Below are 25634 nucleotides of genomic sequence, written 5' to 3'. Positions count from 1 at the left end.
ATTTTGAAGGCATAGGATTATCTGTAAAGGCAGGTGTATGTGTTATGCGGCGAAATAATTTACGAAAGCTGGTTAAAGCATTTGAGATACCTGAAGATGTTATGGGCGATTTATCTCGTTTAACGATGCTGGGAAATAAACAATTACTTATTGAAAATCATCGAGGGATTATTGAATATACGTCTACATATATAAGACTTAATTTAGTTGATGGAATTTTAGTGATAAAAGGCACGCATCTTGCCCTAGGAAATTTGCAATTAGAACAGATTTTAGTAGAAGGCAAGGTTGGTGAAATTCATTATGATACATAGACTGATGAATTATCGGAAAGGGTCTGTGTGTATAAAGGTGAAAAATGGATATGTAGAAAAATTCATAAATTTTTGTATGAACGATAATGTTTATTTATGGGGCGTTCGTCATACGGAAGATGGATTAGTTGCATGGCTTTGTGTAGAAGATTTTTTTAAATTAAGACCAATTGTAAAAAAGAGCGGTGTTAAGATTGTGGTATTAAAGCATTTTGGACTGCCTTTTTTAATTAAACGCTGGAAAAAGCGTAAAGTGATGATGATTGGCGCATGCCTTTTTTTTGTTTGTCTATATATTTTGTCAAATTATATTTGGTTTATTGAAGTTACAGGAACAAAAGCTGTAAGTGATGAACAAATTTTAGAGATTGCAAAAGAGTATGGATTGAAACGTGGTGCCCATAGTGATGAATTTTCAAGTAAGTCAATTGAAAGAGAATTATTAATTCGGTTTCCTGAGCTGGCGTGGGTAGGTATAAATACAAAGGGAACAAAAGTTGATATTGAGGTCGTTGAGAAAGTAATGCCAATCGTAGAAGAGATGAATTCATATGATTTAATTGCTAGTAAAGATGGAGTCATCACAGAATGCATAGTTTTTCAAGGGGTTCCTATGGTCAAAGTTGGTGATATAGTAAAAGAAGGCGATTTATTAATAAAAGGTGCTGAATCGTATAATAATATACATACAGATAACGATACTATGAAAGCGAAAGGGATCGTAAAAGCAAAACTATCTTATCATGGGCATGGAAAAGCGGATTTTAGCAAAGTTTTATATGAAAAGAGCGGGGAAAAGGATTTTTCATTTGCAGTGAAATGGGGAGATTTTTTTTATTCTCTTAAAGTATTTAATGAAAACTCTTTTGGAGCTTTTGAAAAAGAAGAAATTGTTAAAAAAATTCCATGGTGGAGGAATAGTGGCTTTGCTGTCGAATTTATTATAGATATTTATGATGAGTTAATTGCTTATCGGCAAAACTTATCAATAGATCAAGCCAAACAACAAGCGATAAAAGAAGCTTTAAATATGAGCAAAAATTCAATTCCCGAGGATGCTTTGTTAATTGATAATGAAGTGAAAGTAACGGATGTAGAAGATGGGATTGAAGTAGAGATTACGTTTATTACAGAAGAAGAGATTAGTAAGCATAGTAAGCATAGTTGATAGGAGGCTGCTTTTTTGCAGGGGATTTTAGAAAAAAAAATTACATTTCAAGAAAAAAAGATGGCATTGGCACTGTTAGGCCGAAATGATGAATATATAGATTTATTTTGCAAAAAGTTTTCTTGTCAGATAACGAGTCGTGGTGATGAAATCGTGATTCGCGGTGAGGAAGATGAAGTGAGTAAAGTTGAAAGAATATTTCAAGAGCTAATGTTTTTGATTAGTCAGGGGCATGCGCTTACAATGCATGAGGTAAGATATAGTATTGATTTAGTACTACAAGGAAAAGAAGATAGTCTGCATAATTTATTCAATGAAAATATTCTAATCACGGCAAAAGGACGGCAGGTCAGGCCTAAAACATTAGGACAAAAAGTATACTTAAGTGCAATTAAACAAAATGAGATTACTTTTGGAATTGGACCTGCGGGAACAGGCAAGACATATTTAGCAGTTGCAATGGCAGTTTCCGCGCTTAAGAATAAAACAGTTGAGAAAATTATATTAACGCGTCCAGCGGTAGAAGCTGGAGAAAAGCTAGGCTTTTTACCAGGCGATTTGCAAGAGAAAGTAGATCCGTATTTAAGGCCTATCTATGATGCATTAAATGATATTTTAGGTAATGAGACTTTTCAAAAATTTCTGGTAAAAGGCATAATTGAAGTTGCTCCTTTGGCTTATATGCGAGGCAGAACATTAGAAAATGCATTTATTATTTTAGATGAAGCGCAAAATACGACGCCTGCGCAAATGAAAATGTTTTTAACTCGTCTGGGATTTGGTTCGAAAATTGTTGTCACTGGTGATTTATCACAGGTAGATTTACCTCAGCACATCACATCTGGTCTTGCTGAGGCGCAAGAGGTTTTAAAGGATGTAAAGGGAATCAGAAGTGTTGTGTTAGATGACAGTGATGTTATTCGGCATGAGGTTGTTGCAAGGATTATAAGAGCATATGATCAATATGCAAGAAGATAGGAAACGCAGCAATAAGGCGGTGGAGATGTGAATATAAAAGAACCTTTCAAATGGATTCTATATAAATTAGGGGATTTACATTCTTATCCAATGCTTAAACGTATTTGGCTAGCAGGTGCTTTTTTATTCTTAGTATTAGTTATTGTTGTTGCAGATGTTATCCCGGAAAGAATCGCTGTTGAAGAAGGAGCGGTAAGCGATCGAGATATTATTGCACCGCGTACGGTATCCTATGTAAACGAAGAAAAGACCAAGAAGCTCGAATCAGAAGTTCTAGAAGGTGTTGCTGATGTCTATGATATGGATGTTGCTGTACTTCTAAAATCAGAAGATCAAGTAAATGGAATTTTCAATGCTTTGCAAAACGTCGTAAATACAAAAGATTTTTCTACGATGCTTCCGGATGAACAAGCAGTTTTAAAGCATAAAGCTTTATCGGATGCTATTAGTATAGGAGTTAACAAGAATACTGTAAATTTTTTAATTTATGCAGACATGAATAGCGTGGAAAATGTAAGAGTGAGTACGATTACCTTTTTACGCAAATATCTACAACGAGGGATTCATGCAGATGAAATTAGTTTAGTAAAGAAACATTTAGCAATTGATTTAGAATCTGCTCCTTTGAATCAAGAGGAGAAAGAGGCTGCTGAAGATTTACTAAAAAATGCATTAAAGCCCAATATGATTTTAAATGAAAAAGAAACTGAGAATAGAAAGCAAGCTGCGATTGCAAATGTTGAGCCCGTGCGCGAAACTATTCGCAAGGGACAAGTTCTTGCAAGACATGGGGACGTAATTACAAATCAACAAATCGTCATGATGGAGAAAGTTGGCTTATATCGTGGGCAAGTTAGCGTTAGTCGATTTGTAGGATTGCTGATTTTTATTTTAATTGTTGTGGCAATTATGGCTGCTTATTTATATAAGTTAGAGAAAAATGTATATAGAGATGATAAAAAAATAATTTTACTTGCGCTTATTATATTAATTGCATTATCTTTAGGTAAACTTGCTTATTATTCTTATTATCTAGCTGGACCAGTGGCTGCTGGAGCTTTATTGGCAGCTATCTTGGTTAATCCTAGAGTTGGGCTGATTGTAAGTGTAGTTTTAGCGATGCTTTATGGTATAATTGTCGAATATGATTTGCGCGCTGTAGCTTTTACTTTAGTTGGAAGTATGGCAGGAGTATATAGTGTAACGAAAATGGCACATGGATATAGCCTAACAAAAACAGGACTTTTGATTGGTGCTGCGAATTTTATTATTATCTATTCAATGGGAATGTTAATGCAAATTGATGATTATCAATTATTAACTCAAGGTATTACTGGTGCGATTGGCGGGCTTGCTGCAGCGATTATTACAACTGGGTTATTGCCTTATCTAGAGCATGCTTTTAGTATAACAACGCCGATTAAACTTTTAGAACTTGGGCAATCTAATCAACCGTTGATGCAAAGGCTGCTATTGGAAGCTCCAGGTACATATCATCACAGTGTTTTGATCGGAAATTTAGCAGAGGCTGCGGCTGATAAAATTGGTGCAGATCCTGTGGTTGTACGAGTTGGAGCATATTATCATGATATAGGAAAAATAAAAAGACCTTATTTTTTTGTGGAAAATCAATTTGGTGTGGATAATCCGCATAGCAAATTATCGCCTACTTTAAGTACGTTGATTATTACTTCGCATGTTAAAGATGGACTAGATTTATGTCATGAATATAAGCTACCCAAAGTAATTTCTGATATAGTAGCACAGCATCATGGAACATTGTTAGCATCATTTTTTTATAAAAAAGCATCTGAGACGGAGCATGGCGAGTGTGTGTTGGAAAAGGATTTCCGTTATGAAGGGCCAAAGCCGCAGACGAAGGAAGCCGCCCTTATTATGATTGCTGATGCTTGTGAGGCAGCTGTTCGATCTATTGGTAAACCGAATGTAAGTAGAGTAGAAGCAATGGTACGAAAAGTAATCCGCGAGCGTTTAAATGATGGACAATTTGATGAGTGTGATTTGACATTAAAGAATTTAACGATAATTGGTGATGTATATATTAGAATTTTATCAGGTATGTTTCATTCTAGAATAGAGTATCCGGATAGTGTTAAGGAGATAGAAAGGAAAAAAGATAAAGATGGAAATAGTATTAGAGAACTTTCCGCAGGAAGTTCAAGTGACGGCAGCAATGGAGGAAATCGTGAAGAAAGTCTTAAATAAAGTTGCAGAATTATACGGACTTGAAGAAGATGCGGAAGTTGGAGTTACTTTAACGGACAATGAGTATATCAAAGAATTAAATACAAAATATAGAAATAAAGAATGTTCGACAGATGTATTATCTTTTGCATTAAATGAGGGAGAAGAGCCTGAGATTGTCGATGGTCCTTCAGTTAATTTAATTGGTGACATTATTATTTCAGTTGAAACAGCACAAATGCAAGCTGAGGAATATGGACATAGTTTAGAGCGGGAATTAGCTTTTCTTACAGTGCATGGTATGATGCATTTGCTAGGGTATGACCATATTGAAGAAGAAGATAGAATTGAAATGAGAAAAGAAGAAGAGTATGTGTTGGGAGAATTAGGAATACCACGCAAATAATTTAATAAATTAAGAATTGATTTAAAAATATTCGAAATGTTTTTTTTATCAAGAAGTTCAAGGAGAGAGAGTTATGGAAAAAGGTTACAAATCAGGATTTGTTGCAGTAATAGGAAGACCGAATGTAGGAAAATCTACATTGATTAATAGTTTGATTGGGCAGAAAATTGCAATTATGTCAGATAAGCCACAAACGACGAGAAATAAAATTCTTTGTGTACTTTCACAGCCAGATGCGCAAATTATTTTTATAGATACACCTGGGATTCATAAACCTAAACATAAACTAGGGGAATATATGGTGAGTGCGGCGGAAAATACATTAAAAGAAGTAGACGTTATTTTATTTGTTGTGGATGCAAGTGAAGATTTAGGTGCAGGTGAAATGTATATTTTGGAAAGATTAAGAAATACCAAAAAGCCTGTTGTGCTTGTTGTGAACAAAATAGATAAAATAGATAAACAACAAATTTTGCCAACGATTTCTCGATATGCAGATCGGTATAATTTTATTGGTGTTGTACCAATTTCGGCTAAGCAAAATACAAATTTAGACTATTTAGTGGATGAAATAAAAAAACATTTAGAAGAAGGCCCGCAATACTATCCAAATGATATGGTTACGGATCAGCCAGAACGTTTAATAGCAGCAGAACTTATTCGCGAGAAAGTATTACATTTGACTCGTGAAGAAATTCCACATGCAATAGCTGTAGATTTAGAGGAAATGTCACGACGTGAAAACGATGATGTTTATATTCGGGCGACGATTTATGTTGAACGTGATTCTCAAAAGGGAATTGTTATTGGAGCGCGTGGTGCATTACTAAAAGAAATTGGGGCTCTTGCCAGAACTGATATTGAGCATCTGTTAGGGTCGAAAGTATATCTTGATTTATGGGTGAAAGTGAAAAAAGATTGGCGTAATCGTGATGGGATATTACGTGGTTTAGGATATGAATAAAGGGCGGCGATATTGCCACCCTTTTCTTTTTGCTATCTGAATTTCCTTATGGTAGAATGATCGTATAGGAGGACGAGAAGAATAAATGAAATTTTTATCGCGATATTTTATTAATGGATTATTAGTAATCGTACCAATTGCAATTACAATTTTAGTTATTGTTGAAGTTTTTCAATTTACAGAAGGTGTCTTGGGAAAATATATCCCAATTGATGTGCCTGGCATTGGCTTTGTTACAGTTATAGGTCTTATTTTATGTATTGGATGGTTGTCTTCATGCTGGATTATGAAGCAATTTATTCATTTTGGTGAATTTATTGTTGGTAAGATTCCGTTTGTGAAATTTATTTATAATAGTGTTAAGCATCTATCCAGTGCTGTTTTTGAATCAAAGAATTTATTTAAACAGGCAGTGCTTGTTCCGTATCCGCATCAAGGAGTAAAAGCTGTTGGTTTTATTATGGCAGATTTATCTGAAGCAATTACAGAGAAGCTTGATGATGAATATGTATGCGTATTTATTCCTTGGAGCTTAAATGTAACATCAGGAAGCAATATTCTTATTCCTAAAAAGGATGTCATCTATCTTGATGTAAGTGTAGAAAGTGCATTACAATACACTTTAACAGCCGGTTCGGTAATGCCAACAAAAGAAATGGAAAATATTAGTGATGCAGGTAATTATAATCAATATATAAAAGATGCGATTAAAAATGCAAAGTATTTTTCATGAATATTCGTCTTTTATACTTATAGGAGATTTTTGTATGGAAATTGGGAAAATTTTTGCTAAAATCCTCTTTATATTTTTATCAAAATAGGCTATGCTATTAGTAGGGATTTATAGAATCATAATTTTTCATAGGCGCTTTGTTTAGGCGAATTTTAAATTTGTTTCCGTTGGTAGAGTAGTAGAGAGAGAGAGAAACTATAAACTTTGGCGGGGGTGTTGTTTAGTGTTACTTAGAAATGTCATGTGGGATATTTTTCAAAATACTGGACAAATAGAAGCGTATTTAATGTATCGGAATTGTGCAACTAATTTCGCTGATAACCAGCCTAAAGAAAAAGATGATTTAGAACAAATACCAAATAAGTAATTAGTTTTATGGGTTGAGGTAAAAATGGCGCAATATGCAACTGAAGCTTTGATTTTATCTGTTCGCAATTGGGGTGAAGCAGATAAAATGGTAAATTTTTTTTCAAAAGAATTCGGGAAAATAGCAGCTGTTGCTTATGGTTGCCGTCGACCAAGAAGTCCGCTTGCAGGTGGCATGCAAGTATTTAGTCATCTGCAATTGCAGGTGATGGGGGGCAATAGTTTAGATACAATAAAACAATGTGAAACTAAGCAAACGTTTAAGCAGCTAAGGGAAAATTTAGATTGTATGGCATATGCGGCTTTCTTGACGGAAGTGGTAAATGAAGTTTGTCCAGAGCGTCATCCGGAGCCGCATATTTATGATTTACTACTTAATGCTTTTCAATTGTTTTCTAAACGAAATCCTCGATTAGTTGCCTTAGCAGCAGGATATCGGATTTTAGAATATACAGGCTACCAGCCGAATTACGAACAATGTGTGGTATGTGGAAAGCATATAGCAACTGATTCATTTTTTTCATTGAGTAAGGGTGGTATCGTATGTGAAGCATGTAAGGAATTGCCACAGATTTCTTTTTCGTTAAAAATGCGTGACTTTATCAACCAGCTATTAGCTTTAAATTGGGAAGAGCCGCAATCTTTTAGTGTGTCTGGAGCGGTACTAATGCAAGTGGAGAAATTATTGATTGATTATTTGCATTTTATTCTGGAAAAGCCGTTAAAATCACTTGAATTTATTCAGCAGTTGGCAGAGTTGCCAAAAGTTCATACATAGGGTTAAGAATTGACAAAGTATGTGCAATTTGTTAAACTCAATGGGTATATAGTAGATTTAGTCTTAGTTTTGATGAAGGCAATGAAGGAAAGTAGTATCCTAATCTTAGCGAGTCGAGGATAGTGAAAGCTTGACAATTTAGGTGAAGGCGTTCCCAAGCCGTGAGAGGAAAGCGTAAGCGAGTAAACCTCACAATATTTATAAGGTGGGCAATATGCCAATCAGGGTGGAACCGCGGGAATGTATATCTCGTCCCTGTAACAATGTATGTTACAGGGACGAGATTTTTGTTTTTGTAGCAAAGGTCAAAACGAGGCTTTAATTTAAAGGAGGAATTTTTCTTATGACATTTCAGGACATTATCCTGACTTTACAAAATTTTTGGGCGAAGCAAAATTGTATTTTATCGCAACCATACGATGTGGAAAAAGGTGCAGGGACGATGAACCCTTCTACATTTTTGCGTGCATTAGGGCCTGAGCCTTGGCATGTTGCCTATGTAGAGCCTTCTCGTCGTCCAGCGGATGGACGTTATGGAGAAAATCCGAATCGTTTATTTCAACATCATCAATTCCAAGTCATTATGAAACCATCACCAGATAATATTCAAGAATTATATTTAGAAAGTCTTAGAAAGCTTGGAATCAAACCAGAAGAACATGATATTCGCTTTGTTGAAGATAACTGGGAATCTCCGACACTTGGTGCATGGGGACTTGGTTGGGAAGTTTGGCTTGATGGTATGGAAATTACTCAATTTACGTATTTTCAACAAGTAGGTAGCGTAGATGTAAAACCAGTATCTGTGGAAATTACATACGGCTTGGAACGTCTTGCTATGTATATTCAAGGAAAAGAAAATGTATACGATTTAGAATGGGTAAATGGTGTTACTTATGGAGATGTATTCCATCGTAATGAAGTAGAGCAATCTACTTATAATTTTGAGCTTGCTGACACTGATTTATTATTTGAGTTATTTGATAAATATGAAAAAGAAGCAATTCGTGTTATTGAAGCGGGTTTTGTATTACCAGCTTATGATTATGTATTGAAATGTTCACATACATTTAACCTTCTAGACGCACGTGGAGCGATTAGCGTAAGCGAACGTACAGCGTTTATCGGTAGAGTTCGTAATATGGCTAGATTATGTGCGCAGGGATATCTAAAACAACGTGAAGAGTTAGGTTATCCTTTGTTAAAAGGAGGTAAAGCAAGTGAGTAAAGATTTATTATTAGAAATTGGTACAGAAGAAATTCCCGCAAGATTTATGACAGGAATTTTAAATCAAATAGAAACAATAGCAAAAAATAAATTTGCAGAACTTCGTATTGCGTTTGATGAAGTGCAAGCTTATGGAACGCCTCGTCGGATTGCTTTGATTGTAAAAAATGTTGCAGATAAGCAAGAAGACATCTCAAGTGAAAACAAAGGGCCGTCAATAAAGGTTGCTTTTGATGCGGAAGGAAATCCGACAAAGGCTGGTATGGGTTTTGCTAGAGGACAAAAAGTTGATGTCAAAGATTTAGTTGTCAAAGATGGTTATGTTTATGCGATGGTACATGAAGTTGGACAAGAAACTTCAGGGATGATGGCAACTGTTTTACCAGAGATTATTCATAGCTTAAACTTTTCGAAAAATATGCACTGGGCTGACTTAGATATGAAGTTTGTTCGTCCAATCAAATGGATTGTTGCACTATTTGGCAATGAGGTTGTTGACTTTTCAGTTGCGGAAGTAAAAACTGGTAATGTATCTCGTGGGCATCGTTTCCTTAGCCAAGGAGATATTGTAATCAAAAATGCAGATTCTTATGTGGAAACATTAGAAAAAGAATTTGTAATTGTTGATCAAGATAAACGTCGTGATATGATTCAAAAACAAATTCTGGAATTGGCAGAAAGTAAAGGCGGAAATGCTGAAATTTCCGAAGATTTATTAGAAGAAGTTGTTTTCTTAGTTGAATATCCAACAGCTTTATGTGGTAATTTTGAGGACAAATATTTAAAATTGCCACCTGAAACAGTAATCACACCGATGCGTGAACATCAACGTTACTTCCCTGTGAAAGCAGCGGATGGATCTCTTATGCCGATGTTTATTACCGTAAGAAATGGTGGAAAAGAACATTTAGAAATTGTACAACATGGGAATGAGCGTGTACTTAGAGCTAGACTTGCTGACGCACAATTTTTCTTTGAAGAAGATTGCAAAGTTAAGTTGATTGATCGACTGGAAAAATTAAAGACAATAGTGTTCCAAGAAGGTCTTGGAACGATTTATGATAAAGCTGAACGCTTAGCTAAATTATCTGCTTTTCTTGTCAAACATACAGGTGCGGATCAATCTGCACTAGTAACGATTGAACGTGGTGCGAAATTAGCAAAAACGGATTTAGTTACAGGTATGGTCTGTGAATTCACAGAATTACAAGGCATTATGGGGAGAGAATATGCGTTATTAAACGGTGAAACTAAAGAAGTAGCACAAGCGATTTATGAACATTATTTGCCCCGTTTTGCTGGTGATGAATTGCCTGCAAGCGTAGCTGGTCAATTTATTAGTATTGCGGATAAAATTGACAATATTGTGGCAACGTTCAGCCGCGGATTGATTCCAACCGGTTCTCAAGATCCGTATGCATTACGTCGGCAAGCATTAGGAATTGTAAATATTTTGATTGATGGTAAATATGATGTCTCTTTAGCGGGGCTTGTTGAAGAAACTATGAATTTATTATCGATTGCTGATATAGAAAAACGAGATAAATTAATTGCGGATGTTCAAGAGTTCTTCCGTTTACGAATCAAAAATGTATTAACGGATGAAAATATTCGTTATGATATTATTGATGCAGTTCTTGCTACGGGAATGGATAATATATATGATGTGTATTTAAAGGCAATTGCTGTGACTGCTGAAATTGAAAAACGCGATATGACAAAAGCAATTCAAGCCTTTGTTCGCGTGGGAAATCTTGCGAAAAAAGCAGAAGCTGCAATTGTAAAAGCAGAATTGTTTATTACAGATGAAGAAAAAAATCTTTATCAAGCATATGTATCCGTTAATAGTGCGGTTGAAAGTCTAATCGAAGGAAAAGATTATGCTGGTGCAATTGATGCAATGATGGATTTAATCGAACCAATCGATACCTTCTTTGACAACGTTATGGTTATGGATAAAGAGGAAGCAATCAAAACAAATCGTTTGGCTTTATTAAGCAGTATCACAAATATGGTAAATCAAGTTGCTGATTTTAGTAAAATTGTATAAGCTATCAAGTTGATTTGATTCAGATAGTTTTTTTACTCTATCTGAACCCTAATCCCCTTGCTTAGAGATTGAGCTGCTCTTAGCTCTCATATAAAATTTGAGAGTTTTAGAGCAGCTGTTTTTTACTTGATATCTAAAAATTCAAAAGAAAAATAAATTAAAATTTAACATTCTAAATAGTGTTTAATTTTAAGTGGAATACAGAGAAGTTTAGTTATATGCTTTAGATGCTGCTCTATGCCAATAAAACAGTAGTGGAATATATAATGTATTTTATAACTTAGGGTTGTTGCTTGTTGTAAAATGTTGTATAATTATTTCGATACAATACTATGAGAAAAGAGGTAGATTTGTGGATACTACAGTAATGGGATTAGGAATATGTATTATAGGTGTTATTGTTATTGCGGTTATTAAGTATCAGGGAATGAAGTACAATTACAAAGCTGTGGCTTCAGTATTGCTTCAAGAGCTATTAGTTAAGGAACATGGCATTAAAAGTGATTTAGCTAATAGGGTGTGTACAGAAATTTATAAAGTCAAGAAAAATGATTTTGAAAATACATATAGTGTTGCGAAACAGGGATCGGGACGGTTAGGAAATATTTTTGCTAAAGATAATCTTCAAAAATTAATTATTGAAAAAGCTGAAAAATTGAATGTAGATTATAATGATTCACAAGAATTTAATCGGATTAATGAGATAGTAATAGATGAGCTAATAGCGCAGCTTTCAAATAAAAAAATAAAAAAATAGCAGGTGAACTTTTTAGTTTACCTGCTATTATTTTATGGTATGCTATTAATATTGATTAATATGGAGAGTTATAATGAATTATTTTGAAGCAATCGCAAATTTAAAGAAAAAAGAGCTTTCATCGCTTTATTTAATTAGTGGCGAAGAATCATATCTAGCGAATAAGTTTGAAAAAGCTGTGATAAAAAAAACATTTCCAGGAAATAACACTGATGGGGTACAAATATTAAGCACTGAAGCAAGTGTTGATGAAATTGTAAATTCAGTGGAGTCAATGCCGTTTTTTAGTGAAAAAAACTTAATTATCGTGCGTAATAGTACTTTATTTAAAGAGCGAAAAAATGCAAATGAGAAACAAGCAAATAGAAATGAAGAAAAATTGATACAGCTATTTAGTGATATGCCGACATATAGCATATTGCTATTGGTGACCGTAGACAAAATAGATAAGCGAAGAAAGCTTTATAAAGCCATTGATAAGCATGGAATACATGTGGAAGCATTGCCGATAAAAGCTCGTGATATTAAAGATTGGCTGCAAAATAAATTATATGAGATTCACCGGGAATTCTCTCGTGAAGCTTATGAATACTTTATAGAAGCAACTAGTGTGATGGCACAAATTTCATTGGGATATCTCGAACAGGAATTTGAAAAGTTAACGCTATATACTGATAAAACGCGAATTGAAAAAGAGGATTTAATCAAAGTATTTAGTAGCATCCCAGAGGTTTCTATTTTTGCAATGCTTGATGCAATTAGTGAAAAGAAGTTAAAGCAAGCATTGGTTTTGTTGGAGGAACAATTAATTGCAGGAGAACATCCGTTGAGATTAATTACGATGTTAAGCCGACATACTAGACAATTATTGCAAGTAAATGTGTTGTTAAGACAAGGCGCTACGAGTAGACAGATTGCGGAAAGCCTTGGTGTGGTACCTTTTATTGCGGAAAGATTAATGAAGAAAAGCAGATCTTTTAAACAGGAAGTGCTGCAACAAGTGTTGATAGATTTAGCCGAAGTGGATTATCAATTAAAATCCAGTCAAGCTGATTGTATAGCATTAGAAAGAATTATTATTAATTTGTGCAGTGAATAAAAATGGCAGACGGAAATATTTCTGTCTGCCATTAAGTATATATGTATATGTATTGATTTTTTAGGAAAGATAAAGTAAGAAAGCCTATTCACTAAAGTGAATAGGCTTTTAATTACACAATGTAAATTATTTAGCTAAAGCGTTAAGTTTACGAGCTAAACGGGATTTTCTGCGAGCAGCAGCATTTTTATGGAAAACACCTTTAGCAGCAGCTTTATCAATCGTTTTAGTAGCTTCAATAAGGAGGGCTTTAGCTTCATCAGCTTTACCAGCTTCAACAGCTTCAATTAATTTACGGGAAGCAGTTCTAACAGCTGATTTCACAGCGAAGTTTTTTGCACGACGTTCAGCGTCAGTTTTTACGCTACGTACGGATGAAATAATATTTGGCAAGTGGTTCACCTCCTTAAGGGTTTGTTTACCTAGATATTCTAGCATGTACTTATCTAAAAAGCAAGCATGATTTGTTAAATAAACACACAAACTAAAAAATAGTATAGCGAAATTTTTAAATTTGGTCAATTAAAACTTTGAAAATGTCGAAAAGTTTTTATAAAGGAGGATTTTTATGCAGGAATTTTTAGATTTTAGAACAGATTTAGCCATTGAGGCGAGAGAAATGCTTTCGAAACGCATTTCTCATGATATTCCAGGAGTGGAAATGGTGACAAGCACAGACGAGGATGTTTTAATCACTCGCGTAGATGTAACGAATCATGAAGCTGAGAAAGCGTTAGGAAAACCTAAAGGAAAATATATTACGATAGAAGCACAGGGAATTAAAGAGAATATACCAGTCTTACACGAAAAAATTACTCGTTTATTAGCCGATGAATTAAAAATAATCGTAGATGCTAATCAACATAAAACTGTGTTAGTTGTTGGGTTAGGAAATCGTCATGTAACGCCTGATGCATTAGGGCCTAAAGCTATAGAGAAACTATTTGTTACCCGTCATTTAGGTGATATGTTGACTGAGGAGATAAAAAATGATGTATGCTTAGTATGTGCGATAGCTCCTGGTGTTTTAGGAATTACAGGAATGGAAACGGCAGAAATTATTCAAGGTGTTGTTGAAAAAGTTAAACCTGATCTTATCATAGCAATAGATGCTTTGGCTGCTGCTTCAAGCAAAAGAATTAATACAACGATTCAAATTGCTAATACAGGAATTCATCCAGGGTCTGGTGTTGGTAATAAAAGATTTGGATTAAATGAAGAATCATTAGGCAGACCTGTGATTGCAATAGGTGTTCCAACAGTTATTCACGCTTCCACAATTGCCATGGATACAATAAATACATTAAAAGAATATGCTGAATTTGCACGATATTTTAAAAGTTTAGAAAAATTGTCCCCAACGGAACAACAGGTTATTGTTAGGCAGATTTTACCTGAAAGTTTGGGGGATTTAATGGTGACTCCAAAAGAGATTGATCGGTTAATGGATGATATTTCTAAAATAATTGCTAGTGCAATTAATGAAGTGTTGCATCCTGTGATTAATGAAGAAAACATTTCGCAATATTTGAAATTTTAGGTAATTTATTAATGAATATTATTAGTTATATTATGATGGCTTTTGCATATATATCTTATGTGGACAAAAATGATAAATCTATTTAGTGGAAGGCATTACTTGGCACTAAAGAGAGAAGGAATCTACAGGCTGGCAGATAGTGTTTAACTAAATGACACGTTAGTCAATGGACAAGAGATTCTTTAAGTAGGAGGCTGTTTTTGTGACTAGGATGCAAAGGCGAAAACTATTATGGGCCAGTAAACGACGAATTTTTATAAATGTATTTGCAGTGTTTCTTTTAATTGCTACATTATATCAAAACTATATTGAGGATTCTGTACCTGCTAGTGCTTCGGCTTATGGAAATCAGTTTGTCTCTACACATACAAAATGGTATGAAGTTTTATCTTATGGTATCCCTGGAATTGAAACCGTAAATAAAGACGGGGCTAAATCGGAAAATGGAATGGGACAAAGTGTATTTAATATGATAAGACTTGTTACGAATATTGATAGACAAGATATTCGATCTTTAATAAGGGCTGAAATTCCAGTGTTAGCTACGGTGAAGACAACGACGGCGATTGCTTCAAATACGTCAGCTTTGCCGAATTTTGATAAGATAAAAACAATTCCTAAAGGTAAGCCAATTGTTGCTTTATATCATACACATACAGCAGAATCATTTATTCCGAGTTCTGGGGTGGCTCATGCACCTGGAGGGCAAACTGGTGAGATTGTTGAAGTTGGAGATGCTTTGGTACAAGCATTAGCACAAAAAAATATTGTTACTTTACATGATAAAACGATTCATGATTATCCAAGCTTTATGAAAGCGTATGGTAAATCTGAGGAGACAGTAACGAGAATTGTTAAAGAAAATCCATCTATTGAAATGATTTTTGATGTGCATCGTGATGCTGATAAAAGGGCAAATGTGGTAACGACAATTCAAGGAAAAAATGTAGCTCAAATTATGATTATTGTGGCGCAAGGACAGGCAGATTTACCACAACCACATTGGGAAGAAAACTACGCCTTTGCAAAATTAATAAAAACTAAATGCGATGCAAAGTATCCCGATTTGATAAAAAGTATACAACTGGTTGATTGGCGTTATAATCAGCATTTACATCCGCATGCTTTATTGTTAGAAGTTGGTAGTCAGGAAACGAGTTTGGAGGAAGGCGAACAAGCAATGTTTTTACTAGGAGATATTCTAAGCGAAATTATTCAAGAAAACAAATAATTGAGGTCGATTTGATGTTAAAGAACACATTTGATTTTAAAATAGTTTTAGGAATGGTGATTTTTATTATTTTTGTAAGTGTTGGTATTTTAACAGCTGAAATGCAATTAAATAAGTTAACATTAAATCAACCAATTATTGAGGAAGAAGCCAAAAAGTATTATGATTTAGTCGAAGAAAATACTTTAGATATCTATCTTGAGGGCAATCGCTATATGGAACAAATTATAGAAAAGGTAAAACCGTATTAAGAGGAATAGATGTGATACTTGCAGTTGGTATCTTGCAGATGCTATAATTTAAAGAAGTGTTTGCAGTTTTAGGTACAGGAGGAAAAAATGAATATAAAAAATATCCGCAATTTTTCTATTATTGCTCATATTGATCATGGAAAATCAACGATTGCCGATCGTCTTATTGAATATACAGGAACATTATCAAAACGAGAAATGGAAGCACAAGTCTTAGATCAGATGGATTTAGAACGAGAACGTGGGATTACAATTAAAGCACAAGCAGTTCGTTTAGAGTATGTGGGCAAAGATGGAGAAACATATCAAATTAATTTAATTGATACACCAGGACATGTTGATTTTACTTATGAAGTTTCACGTAGTTTAGCTGCCTGTGAAGGGGCTCTTTTAGTTGTTGATGCGGCGCAAGGAATTGAAGCACAAACTTTAGCCAATGTATATTTAGCATTGGAACATAATTTGGAAATTATCCCTGTTGTAAATAAAATTGATTTGCCAAGTGCAGATCCGGATAAAGTAAAACATGAAATAGAAGAAGTGATTGGACTTGATGCATCTGAGGCTGTACTTGCCAGTGCAAAAGCTGGTATTGGTATCAAAGAGATTCTTGATGCAATAGTTGAAAAGGTACCAGCACCGACAGGCGATGAAAATGCACCGCTAAGCGCGTTGATTTTTGATTCTCATTTTGATGCATATAAAGGTGTTATTGCTTATGTACGGGTAATGAATGGAAAAATAAAGCCTGGGATGAAACTTAGAATGATGGTGACCAATAAAGAGTTTGAAGTTACTGAAGTGGGAATTTTCCGTCCCGCTTTAGCGAATATCGGTGAACTTAGTACCGGCGAAGTTGGATTTGTAGTAGGAAGTATTAAAAATGTAAAAGATGTTCGTGTTGGTGATACGATTACCGATGCACTAAAACCCGCAAAAGAGCCTTTACCGGGTTACCGTGGAATAAACCCTATGGTATATTGTGGTCTTTATCCAATGGATAGCTCTGATTATGACAACTTAAAAGATGCGTTAGAAAAACTGCAATTAAATGATGCATCTTTATTGTTTGAACCAGAGACGTCGATTGCTTTAGGTTTTGGTTTCCGTTGTGGATTCTTGGGATTGCTTCATATGGATGTTATCCAAGAGAGGTTGGAACGCGAATATAATTTAGGGCTCATTACAACAGCTCCAAGCGTAATTTATCAAGTATATAAAACAAATGGTGAAATACTTAAAATTGATAATCCAGCGAATCTACCACCGGCAACAGAAATTGATCATATTGATGAGCCGTATGTTAAAGCAACAGTTATTGTTCCTAATGATTTTGTTGGTGCCGTGATGGAATTGTCGCAAGAAAAACGTGGCGAATTTAAAGATATGAAATATCTTGATGTCGATCGCGTAATGATTACGTATCATATCCCTTTAAGTGAGATTATTTACGATTATTTTGATCGCTTAAAATCCTCCACTAGAGGTTATGCTTCACTTGATTACGAGTTAACGGATTACCAGACTTCTATATTAGTGAAACTGGACATTTTATTAAACGGTGAACCTGTTGATGCATTGTCAGTGATTGTACACAAAGACAAGGCTGCATATCGAGGACGTCAATTGGCTGAAAAATTAAAAGGGATTATTCCGAAGCAAATGTTTGAAATTCCGATTCAGGCGGCAATAGGAAATAAAGTAATTGCACGCGAAACGGTCAAAGCGATGCGTAAAGATGTACTGGCAAAATGTTATGGTGGAGATATTTCACGTAAACGTAAATTGCTTGAAAAGCAAAAAGAGGGTAAAAAACGCATGAAGTCTGTAGGTAGCGTGGAAATACCACAAGAAGCATTTATGGCTATTTTAAAAATTGATTGATGAAGGTGAGAAGATGCAATTAGGTTTATATTTGCATATTCCATTTTGTCAGCAAAAATGTTTTTATTGTGATTTTCCTTCCTATGCAAATAAGGAAGGACTCCAAGATGAATATATAACCGCCTTGTCTAGCGAGATTGCTTTACAGGGCGGTCTTTTATCTGCCTATTCAATAAATACAGTTTATATTGGCGGTGGGACACCAACGGTATTGCCGATACACCTGCTGACGAATTTGATACAAACGATACAAAAAAAATTTAAGCTAACAAATGATGTCGAATTTACGATAGAAGTAAATCCACAAACGATAAACCGAGAAGGATTATACAGGCTATATGAATTTGGTGTAAATAGGATAAGTTTTGGTGTGCAAAGCTTTCAAGATCCTCTTTTAAAAAGAATCGGGCGTATTCATACGGCAGATGAGGCACGGCAGATTGTTTGTGACGCGGCAAGTGTTGGATTTAAAAATATTAGTTTAGACTTGATGTATGGGTTGCCGAAGCAAACGCTGGATGAGGTGGAATACAGTGTTAGAGAGGCTATAAAGTTGCCAATTCAGCATATTTCTGTGTATGGGTTAAAAGTGGAAGAGGGAACAGTCTTTGCAAAATTAGAAGAACAAAATAAACTTTTTTTGCCAGATGAAACATTGGAAGATAAAATGTATGAATTTGTAATGAAGCAGTTGCCGGAATTTGGATTTGAGCGCTACGAAATTTCTAACTTTGCAAAAGCTGGTTTTGAAAGTCGTCATAATTTGAAATATTGGCAGTGTTTGCCGTATATAGGACTGGGAGCAGCAGCACATTCTTGTTTTCAAAATAAAAGGTTTTATAATGAACAGCAGGTTGAAAAATATATACAAAAAATAAAATGGGAACGTAATGCAGTGGCGCACGAAGAACTTCTTAGTCATAAAGATAAAGTGGAAGAGTTTTGTTTTTTAGGGTTAAGAAAAAAAACGGGAATTAGTTGCCGAGAATTTATGGATACCTTTGGATATGAATTAAAAGATTTGTATGGAGATACTATTGAAAATTTAAAAAGAAAAAAATTACTATCCGAATTGAATGGACAAATTTTTTTAACTTCCTTAGGAATGAAATATGGTAACCAGGTTTTTTGTGAATTTTTATTAGATTCCTAAAGAAAATAAATAATAACGCCTTGACAATCGTATGAATGAGTGGTATTTTCTAATTAGACATTAGCACTCACTGGTGTAGAGTGCTAACAATAGGAGGTGGGAAGATGCTTGATGAACGAAAGCAGAAAATTCTTCGTGCGATTATTAATGACTATATTTCCACCGCAGAGCCTATTGGATCAAGAACGATTGCCCGTAAATATGACTTGGGGGTAAGTTCGGCGACAATTCGCAATGAAATGGCTGATTTAGAATTGCTTGGTTATCTGGAACAGCTTCATACGTCGTCTGGGCGTATTCCTTCGGTAAAAGGGTATCGGCTCTATGTTGATGACTTGTTAGCTCCTGAGGCTATTACAGAAAATGAAATGAATTTAATCAGTAACTGGTATAAGGCAAAAGCCAAGCGTGCTGAAGAAGTATTTCAAGAAACAGCTAAGATTATATCAAGGCTGACAAAAAATATTTCTTTAGTTTTAGCGCCACAGTTATCACAGGCAAATTTTAGGTATCTGCAATTTTTACCACTTGATGAAAAACGTGTGATTGTTGTTATTATGACTGATGCTGGTTTCGTTGAAAATAAATTGATGACGATACCGAAAGGTGCGGCAGTAGAAGATTTACAATTGATTGCTGGTGTTATTAACAAACATTTAGCAGGTCGTTCATTGGAATCTATTAAGCCATCCGTATTAAGAAAAATTAAAGCGGAAGTTATGGCTGATACTGATTTATTTGAGTGTGCGATTGATATGATTGCTCGTGCGCTGACAGTTGAAAAAAAGGAACGCCTTTATATGGGCGGAACTACACAGTTAATAAACCAGCCAGAGTTTCGTGATGTCGAAAAAATGCAAAATCTTCTTAATATGCTTGAAGAGGAGCAGCTCTTATGCGATTTATTAAACTCTCATGAAAATGAGCAGGGGATTATCGTGACAATTGGTCAAGAGAATAAGTATAGTGGAATTAAGGATTGTAGCATCATTCGTGCAACGTATAAATTAGAGGGGCAAGTCATTGGCTCGATTGCTGTTCTTGGACCAACGAGGATGGAATATGGCAAAGTAATGTCACTATTAGAATTTATGCACAACAATTTAGAAAAGATATTAACACAATACAAACTATAGGCATTGCCTATAGTACATAATAATTTCTAGTGTAGAAATGATGAAACTCTGATGATTTTGGAGGTTATAATTAATGGCGTTGAAGCAAGCGGAAAGCAGTGCTGAAGTTGAAGACAAACTAGCGGCATTGACGACTAATGTAAGTGCAATTCGGGCTGTAAAAAGTGCAGTAGAGGGCACAATTGGTCCTAAAGGACTTGATACAATGCTTGTGGATCGTGATGGTGGTGTAATCGTTACGAATGATGGCGTGACGATTTTAGAGCAAATGGAAGTAGATCATCCAGCCGCGCAAATGATGATTGCTATCGCTAAAAATCAGCAGGAGAAAGTTGGCGATGGAACGACGACAGCGACGATTGTTGCAAGCAGTTTAGTTTCAGAAGGCTTAGATAAAGTTATTCGGGGTGTTCCTGTAGCCAAATTAATTGATGGAATTGCCTATGGAATTCAATCATCCTTAGAGTTAATAGAAAGCTGTAGTCATAAAGTGGTCTCCTTAGATGATCCATATTTATACAATATTGCTATAATTGCTGGGCGCAAATATAATGATGTTGCGGATATGGTCATAAAAGCGGCAAAGCTTATAGGAAAAGATAAGCTTTGTGATGCAAAGTTTAAACTGTCAGATATCGTGTATTCACAAAATGGTGTAGAAAATGAAGTTTTTGGTGGTGTATTGATTCATCAAAAGCGAATGAATACTGAGATGCCGCATACATTAGAATCGGTTAAGATTTTAGTGATTGATGATGCTTTAGAGATTGAAACAATGAGCAGTGAAGCTTTGGGAACTGAAAGTGGATTTCAGCAATACATGAAACAGCAAGCTGAATTTAAAGAGAATTTACAAAAAATTATTGATTTAGGTGTTAAATTCGTTTTAGTTGACCGTGGAGTAAATTCTGATGCTGAAGAAGTTTTAACAGATGCAGGCGTTATGATATTAAGACGTGTGGAAAACGAAATCCTAAATCGGGTAGCAGAGCATGTTGGTGCCCGCAAGCTAAAAAGAACTGGGTTAAAAAAATCACTCAGTGAGTTAGAAAAATATTTAGGTTATGCCGAATCTGTAATTGAAGATGAAAAATTACAGCAAGTTCGCGTTCTTGGCGGCAAAGGAATACCGACAGCGGCAATATTAGTTGGTGCAGCGACGAAACAAATTGCTGGTGAAAAAGAGCGAATTGCGAAAGATGCTGCTTCAAGTGTTCAGGCTGCTGTAAAAGGTGGATATGTTGCGGGGGGCGGTGCTGCTGAAATTATGTTAGCACGCAACTTAAAAAGCCGTAAAAAGGAATTTGCAGGGATGATTGACTATGGAGTTGAATGCGTTGTGCAAGCGTTAAAGGCTCCATTGTCTCAAATAATAAAAAATGCTGGATATCATCCATTAGAAAAAGTGGAGGAAGTCATCGGTGCTCAATTTGACAAACAAAATGGAGCATTGGGAGTTGATTGTGATAATGGTAAGATTACTGATATGATTTCCAAGGGAATAGTTGATCCAGCATTAGTAAAATACTATGCTATAAAGAGTGCTGGTGAAATTGCAATTTCAATTTTAAGAATAGGCACGATTATAAGAAAAAAGAAATGCAAAGGTCAGGGAGAGTTACTTGACTGATAATTTAAAGAGGTGAAAATTTTTAATGGCTGAAGAAATAAAGAACCCTGTAGATGAAAATTTAGCGAGAAAAGCTGAAGTAAATGAGTCTACAGAACAAATTCAACCAGAAGAAACAGAACAAAATGCAGAAGTTACACGTTTAAAACAAGAATTAGATGTAAAAGATAAGCTTGTTCAGGAAAGTACTGACAGACTAAAACGTATGCAGGCCGATTTTGATAACTTTAGACGGCGTACTCGTCAGGAAAAAGAAGAGCTATCAGCAATTGTATCACAAAATTTGATAAAAGAATTGCTACCTTTACTTGATAATTTTGAAAGAGCTTTGGCGGTAGAAAGTGCAGATGGAGAAAATTTTAAAGCAGGAGTAGATATGATCTTAAAACAATTTATAGCGACTCTTGAAAAAAATGGTCTAGAACCGATTAAAGCTGTTGGTGAAAAGTTTGATCCTAACTTTCATGAAGCTATTATGCGTATTGCTGATGAAACTAAGGAAGATGATACAATTGCTGAAGAGTTGCAACGTGGCTATAGTGTACGAGGTCGCGTAATTAGGCCAAGTATGGTTAAGGTAATAGGTAATTAATATTCAAATAAAAAATTGATATATTTTGCAAGGGGGATTTTTGATTATGGCAAAAGTAATAGGTATTGACTTAGGTACAACAAACTCGGTAGTTGCAGTTATGGAAGGTGGAGAACCTACCGTTATTACGAATACAGAAGGAAGTCGTTTAACCCCATCTGTTGTAGGATTCTCGAAAACGGGCGAACGTTTAGTTGGTCAACTAGCAAAACGTCAAGCTGTTTCAAATCCAGACCATACATTTAGTTCTATTAAACGACATATGGGTACTGATTATAAAGTATCTGTTGATGATAAAAAATATTCACCACAAGAAATTTCAGCAATGATTTTACAAAAATTAAAGGCTGATGCGGAAGCTTACTTAGGGGAGACTGTAACTCAAGCTGTTATCACAGTTCCTGCATATTTTAATGATAGCCAACGTCAAGCGACGAAAGATGCTGGTACAATTGCTGGTCTTGAAGTTCTTCGTATTATTAATGAACCAACAGCTGCTTCACTTGCTTATGGTTTAGATAAAGGTGAAGAGCATACAATTTTAGTATTTGACTTGGGTGGCGGTACTTTCGATGTATCTATTCTTGAACTTGGTGATGGCGTATTTGAAGTAAAAGCTACGAACGGTAACAACCGTCTTGGTGGTGATGACTTTGATCAACGTGTAATGGATTGGATGGTTGCCGAATTCAAAAAAGAAACTGGTATTGATTTATCTCAAGATAAGATGTCTGCACAACGCTTAATTGAAGCTGCTGAAAAAGCAAAAATTGAATTGTCAGGTGTATTATCTACCAATATTAATCTACCGTTTATCACAGCTGATGCGACAGGTCCAAAGCATTTAGATTTAACATTAACTCGTGCAAAATTTGATGAATTAACAGCTAGCCTTGTTGAAGCTACCATGGGACCAACTCGTCAAGCACTTCAAGATGCGGGTATTTCAGCAAGTGGAATTGATAAAGTTATTTTAGTTGGCGGTTCCAGCCGTATTCCAGCTGTTCAAGAGGCGATTAAGAAAAACTTAGGAAAAGAACCTCATCGTGGTGTAAATCCTGATGAATGTGTAGCTATTGGTGCTGCTATTCAAGCTGGTGTACTTGTTGGGGAAGTTAAAGACGTATTGCTATTAGATGTAACTCCACTTTCTTTAGGTATTGAAACATTGGGTGGCGTTTGTACAAAAATTATTGAAAGAAATACAACAATTCCTACATCTAAGAGTCAAACATTCTCAACTGCTGCGGATAATCAACCATCTGTTGATATCCATGTATTGCAAGGGGAACGTGAAATGGCAGCTGGTAATAAAACACTTGGGCGCTTTGAATTGTCCGACATTCCACCAGCTCCAAGAGGAGTACCTCGTATTGAAGTTACATTTGATATTGATGCGAATGGTATTGTTCATGTATCTGCAAAAGATCTTGGAACAGGAAAAGAACAAAAAATTACGATTACTTCTTCCGGTGGTATGAATAAAGACGATATTGATCGTATGGTAAAAGAAGCAGAAGTTCATGCTGCAGATGATAAAAAACGTAAAGAAGAAATAGAAACAAGAAATAATGCAGATTCTTTAATTTACCAAGCGGAGAAAACAATTAAAGATCTAGGAGATAAAGCCGATAAAGCTAAAGTATCTGAGATTGAGGCTGCTGTGACAAAATTAAAAGAAACATTAAAAGGTACAGATATTGACGCAATCAAAGCTGATACAGAAGCTTTAACAAAACCTTTATACGAAATGAGTGCAGCTGCATATCAAGCAGCTGAAGGTGCTGCAGCTCCAGGACAAAATCCACAGGATGACGCTCAACAAGCTCCAAAAGATGAAAATATTATGGATGCAGACTACAAAGTAGTTGACGATGAAAAGAAATAATAGTAAAGTTACATTAAATTGATAGTAGATTAGCTATTTGACTCCGACTTATTTATTTGGTCGGAGTCAAATGACTACAGAACGATAGTTTAGGATGGTGTAAAGTGAGTAAACGCGATTATTATGAGGTGCTTGGTGTATCGAAAACGGCATCAGAAGATGAAATCAAAAAAGCGTTTAGAAAACTAGCCAGAAAATATCATCCCGATATGAATCGTGAAAATCCCAAAGAAGCAGAAGAAAAGTTTAAAGAAGCAAATGAAGCTTATGAAATATTATCAAATGCAGAGCGTAGAGCGCAATACGATCAATTTGGTCATGCAGCGTTTGATGGCAGTGCAGGTGGTGGTCAAGGCGGATTTGGTGGATTCGGAGGCTTTAGCGGTGGCGGTTTCGGAGATATTTTTGATATGTTTTTTGGCGGTCAAGGTGGATTTGGCGGTTCTCGTCGTCCAGGACCGGAACGTGGGTCTGATTTACGCTATGATTTAGAAATTGATTTTAAAGAAGCAGCTTTTGGTAAAGAAACTGAAATCAGTATACCAAGAACTGAAGAGTGCGAAGTTTGTCATGGTAGTGGTGCTGCCCCTGGAACACATCCAGAAACTTGTCCGCAATGTAAAGGAGCTGGACAAGTGCAATTTGCACAAAATACACCATTTGGCAGAATGGTAAATATGAAAACATGCGAACGCTGTAATGGGGAAGGGAAAATTGTCCACTCTCCATGCAAATCTTGTGGTGGTAAAGGGAAGAAACGCGCAAAACGCAAGATCAGCGTAAAAATTCCAGCTGGTGTAGATAATGGCTCTAGACTTCGAATTTCAGGCGAAGGTGAAGCTGGTATGCGTGGTGGTCCAGCAGGGGACTTATACGTATACATTTTTGTAAAACCACATAAAATTTTCTCTCGTGAAGGTACAGAAGTTATTTGTGAAGTGCCAATTAACTTTGTTCAAGCTTCATTGGGCGATGAAATTGAAGTTCCTACACTAGATGGAAAAGTGAAGATGAAAATCCCTGAAGGGATTCAATCTGGTACAATTTTACGTCTTAAAAATAAAGGCATTCCATATCTTAGAGGGCAAGGCCGTGGTGATCAACATGTAAAAATTAAAGTTTTGACACCGCAAAAATTAGATGAACAACAAAAACAAATGCTGAAAGATTTCGCTAAAGCCACAGGTGAAAGTGTGAATCCTGAGCAAAAAAGCTGGTTCAAAAAAATATTTAATATTTAGTAGCAGTTAGCCGAGGCAGATAACCTCGGCATTGCTCGTCTA

General features: G+C 35.5%; 24 protein-coding genes. 23 read left to right on the top strand and 1 reads right to left on the bottom strand.

All coding sequences use genetic code 11. The annotated features are described in order from the left end of the window. The first annotated feature begins 44 nt into the window (after positions 1 to 44). From yqfC to holA, 13 genes are all read left to right on the top strand, one after another. Positions 45 to 314, top strand: a complete 270-nt coding sequence (yqfC, locus tag P3F81_RS07660) for a sporulation protein YqfC (protein WP_147669886.1) — start codon at positions 45 to 47, stop codon at positions 312 to 314. Then, complete coding sequence (yqfD, locus tag P3F81_RS07655) at positions 304 to 1482, top strand: sporulation protein YqfD (protein WP_147669887.1); 1179 nt, start codon at positions 304 to 306, stop codon at positions 1480 to 1482. Before yqfC ends, yqfD begins: the two co-directional genes overlap by 11 nt. A 15-nt stretch (positions 1483 to 1497) precedes the next feature. Continuing rightward, the gene (locus tag P3F81_RS07650) at positions 1498 to 2460 is read left to right on the top strand and encodes a PhoH family protein (protein WP_309320245.1); all 963 of its coding nucleotides are present in this window, start codon (positions 1498 to 1500) and stop codon (positions 2458 to 2460) included. 27 nt (positions 2461 to 2487) lie between these two features. Next, positions 2488 to 4686, top strand: a complete 2199-nt coding sequence (locus P3F81_RS07645) for an HD family phosphohydrolase (RefSeq protein WP_309320243.1) — start codon at positions 2488 to 2490, stop codon at positions 4684 to 4686. Then, positions 4604 to 5071, top strand: coding sequence for an rRNA maturation RNase YbeY (gene ybeY, locus P3F81_RS07640; protein WP_147669888.1), 468 nt, complete (start codon positions 4604 to 4606; stop codon positions 5069 to 5071). The genes P3F81_RS07645 and ybeY overlap by 83 nt, the downstream gene beginning before the upstream one ends. 73 nt (positions 5072 to 5144) lie before the next feature. Continuing rightward, entirely contained in the window at positions 5145 to 6035 is an 891-nt protein-coding gene (era, locus tag P3F81_RS07635) for a GTPase Era (RefSeq protein WP_147669889.1), read from the top strand. 85 nt (positions 6036 to 6120) lie between these two features. Next, positions 6121 to 6768, top strand: a complete 648-nt coding sequence (locus P3F81_RS07630; protein WP_147669890.1) for a DUF502 domain-containing protein — start codon at positions 6121 to 6123, stop codon at positions 6766 to 6768. Between the two features lie 223 nt (positions 6769 to 6991). Continuing rightward, on the top strand, positions 6992 to 7135 hold the full coding sequence (locus P3F81_RS07625; protein WP_147669891.1) for a YqzL family protein: 144 nt from the start codon (positions 6992 to 6994) through the stop codon (positions 7133 to 7135). A 24-nt stretch (positions 7136 to 7159) separates the two neighbouring features. Next, positions 7160 to 7912: a DNA repair protein RecO gene (gene recO, locus P3F81_RS07620; RefSeq protein ID WP_147669892.1), complete on the top strand. Its 753-nt coding sequence runs from the start codon at positions 7160 to 7162 to the stop codon at positions 7910 to 7912. Between the two features lie 343 nt (positions 7913 to 8255). Beyond that, entirely contained in the window at positions 8256 to 9140 is an 885-nt protein-coding gene (glyQ, locus tag P3F81_RS07615; protein ID WP_147669893.1) for a glycine--tRNA ligase subunit alpha, read from the top strand. Next, positions 9133 to 11190 (top strand): glycine--tRNA ligase subunit beta, encoded by a 2058-nt coding sequence (gene glyS / locus P3F81_RS07610; RefSeq protein ID WP_147669894.1) that lies wholly within the window; start codon positions 9133 to 9135, stop codon positions 11188 to 11190. The genes glyQ and glyS overlap by 8 nt, the downstream gene beginning before the upstream one ends. Before the next feature lie 352 nt (positions 11191 to 11542). Beyond that, positions 11543 to 11947: a hypothetical protein gene (locus P3F81_RS07605; protein WP_147669895.1), complete on the top strand. Its 405-nt coding sequence runs from the start codon at positions 11543 to 11545 to the stop codon at positions 11945 to 11947. 73 nt (positions 11948 to 12020) lie between these two features. Further along, entirely contained in the window at positions 12021 to 13046 is a 1026-nt protein-coding gene (holA, locus tag P3F81_RS07600) for a DNA polymerase III subunit delta (RefSeq protein WP_147669896.1), read from the top strand. A 126-nt stretch (positions 13047 to 13172) separates the two neighbouring features. On the opposite strand, the gene rpsT is transcribed toward holA, so the two are convergent. Further along, entirely contained in the window at positions 13173 to 13439 is a 267-nt protein-coding gene (gene rpsT / locus P3F81_RS07595; protein WP_147669897.1) for a 30S ribosomal protein S20, read from the bottom strand. A 175-nt stretch (positions 13440 to 13614) separates the two neighbouring features. Here rpsT and gpr point away from each other — a divergent pair, with 175 nt between their 5' ends. The 10 genes from gpr (at position 13615) to dnaJ (ending at position 25592) form a co-directional block, all read left to right on the top strand. Continuing rightward, complete coding sequence (gene gpr / locus P3F81_RS07590) at positions 13615 to 14586, top strand: GPR endopeptidase (protein ID WP_147669898.1); 972 nt, start codon at positions 13615 to 13617, stop codon at positions 14584 to 14586. Between the two features lie 211 nt (positions 14587 to 14797). After that, positions 14798 to 15817 carry a stage II sporulation protein P gene (gene spoIIP / locus P3F81_RS07585; protein WP_309320790.1) on the top strand — a complete coding sequence of 340 codons (1020 nt, stop codon included), beginning with the start codon at positions 14798 to 14800 and terminating at the stop codon, positions 15815 to 15817. 14 nt (positions 15818 to 15831) lie between these two features. Beyond that, positions 15832 to 16068, top strand: a complete 237-nt coding sequence (locus tag P3F81_RS07580; protein ID WP_147669900.1) for a hypothetical protein — start codon at positions 15832 to 15834, stop codon at positions 16066 to 16068. 87 nt (positions 16069 to 16155) lie between these two features. Continuing rightward, positions 16156 to 17952: a translation elongation factor 4 gene (lepA, locus tag P3F81_RS07575; protein ID WP_147669901.1), complete on the top strand. Its 1797-nt coding sequence runs from the start codon at positions 16156 to 16158 to the stop codon at positions 17950 to 17952. A 13-nt stretch (positions 17953 to 17965) separates the two neighbouring features. Next, on the top strand, positions 17966 to 19105 hold the full coding sequence (hemW, locus tag P3F81_RS07570; RefSeq protein ID WP_147669902.1) for a radical SAM family heme chaperone HemW: 1140 nt from the start codon (positions 17966 to 17968) through the stop codon (positions 19103 to 19105). A 104-nt stretch (positions 19106 to 19209) separates the two neighbouring features. Beyond that, positions 19210 to 20241 (top strand): heat-inducible transcriptional repressor HrcA, encoded by a 1032-nt coding sequence (hrcA, locus tag P3F81_RS07565; RefSeq protein WP_147669903.1) that lies wholly within the window; start codon positions 19210 to 19212, stop codon positions 20239 to 20241. Positions 20242 to 20314: 73 nt separating this feature from the next. Then, positions 20315 to 21871 carry a TCP-1/cpn60 chaperonin family protein gene (locus P3F81_RS07560; protein ID WP_147669904.1) on the top strand — a complete coding sequence of 519 codons (1557 nt, stop codon included), beginning with the start codon at positions 20315 to 20317 and terminating at the stop codon, positions 21869 to 21871. Between the two features lie 25 nt (positions 21872 to 21896). After that, entirely contained in the window at positions 21897 to 22463 is a 567-nt protein-coding gene (gene grpE / locus P3F81_RS07555) for a nucleotide exchange factor GrpE (RefSeq protein ID WP_147669905.1), read from the top strand. Positions 22464 to 22509: 46 nt separating this feature from the next. Further along, complete coding sequence (dnaK, locus tag P3F81_RS07550) at positions 22510 to 24351, top strand: molecular chaperone DnaK (protein ID WP_147669906.1); 1842 nt, start codon at positions 22510 to 22512, stop codon at positions 24349 to 24351. A gap of 104 nt (positions 24352 to 24455) precedes the next feature. Beyond that, on the top strand, positions 24456 to 25592 hold the full coding sequence (gene dnaJ / locus P3F81_RS07545; protein WP_147669907.1) for a molecular chaperone DnaJ: 1137 nt from the start codon (positions 24456 to 24458) through the stop codon (positions 25590 to 25592). Positions 25593 to 25634 lie beyond the last annotated feature (42 nt).

The organism is Selenobaculum gibii, assembly GCF_030273445.1.
GTDB lineage: Bacteria > Bacillota > Negativicutes > ICN-92133 > ICN-92133 > Selenobaculum > Selenobaculum gibii.
Note: the sequence above shows the minus strand (reverse complement) of the source record. Positions and strands in the feature narration are given on the sequence as shown.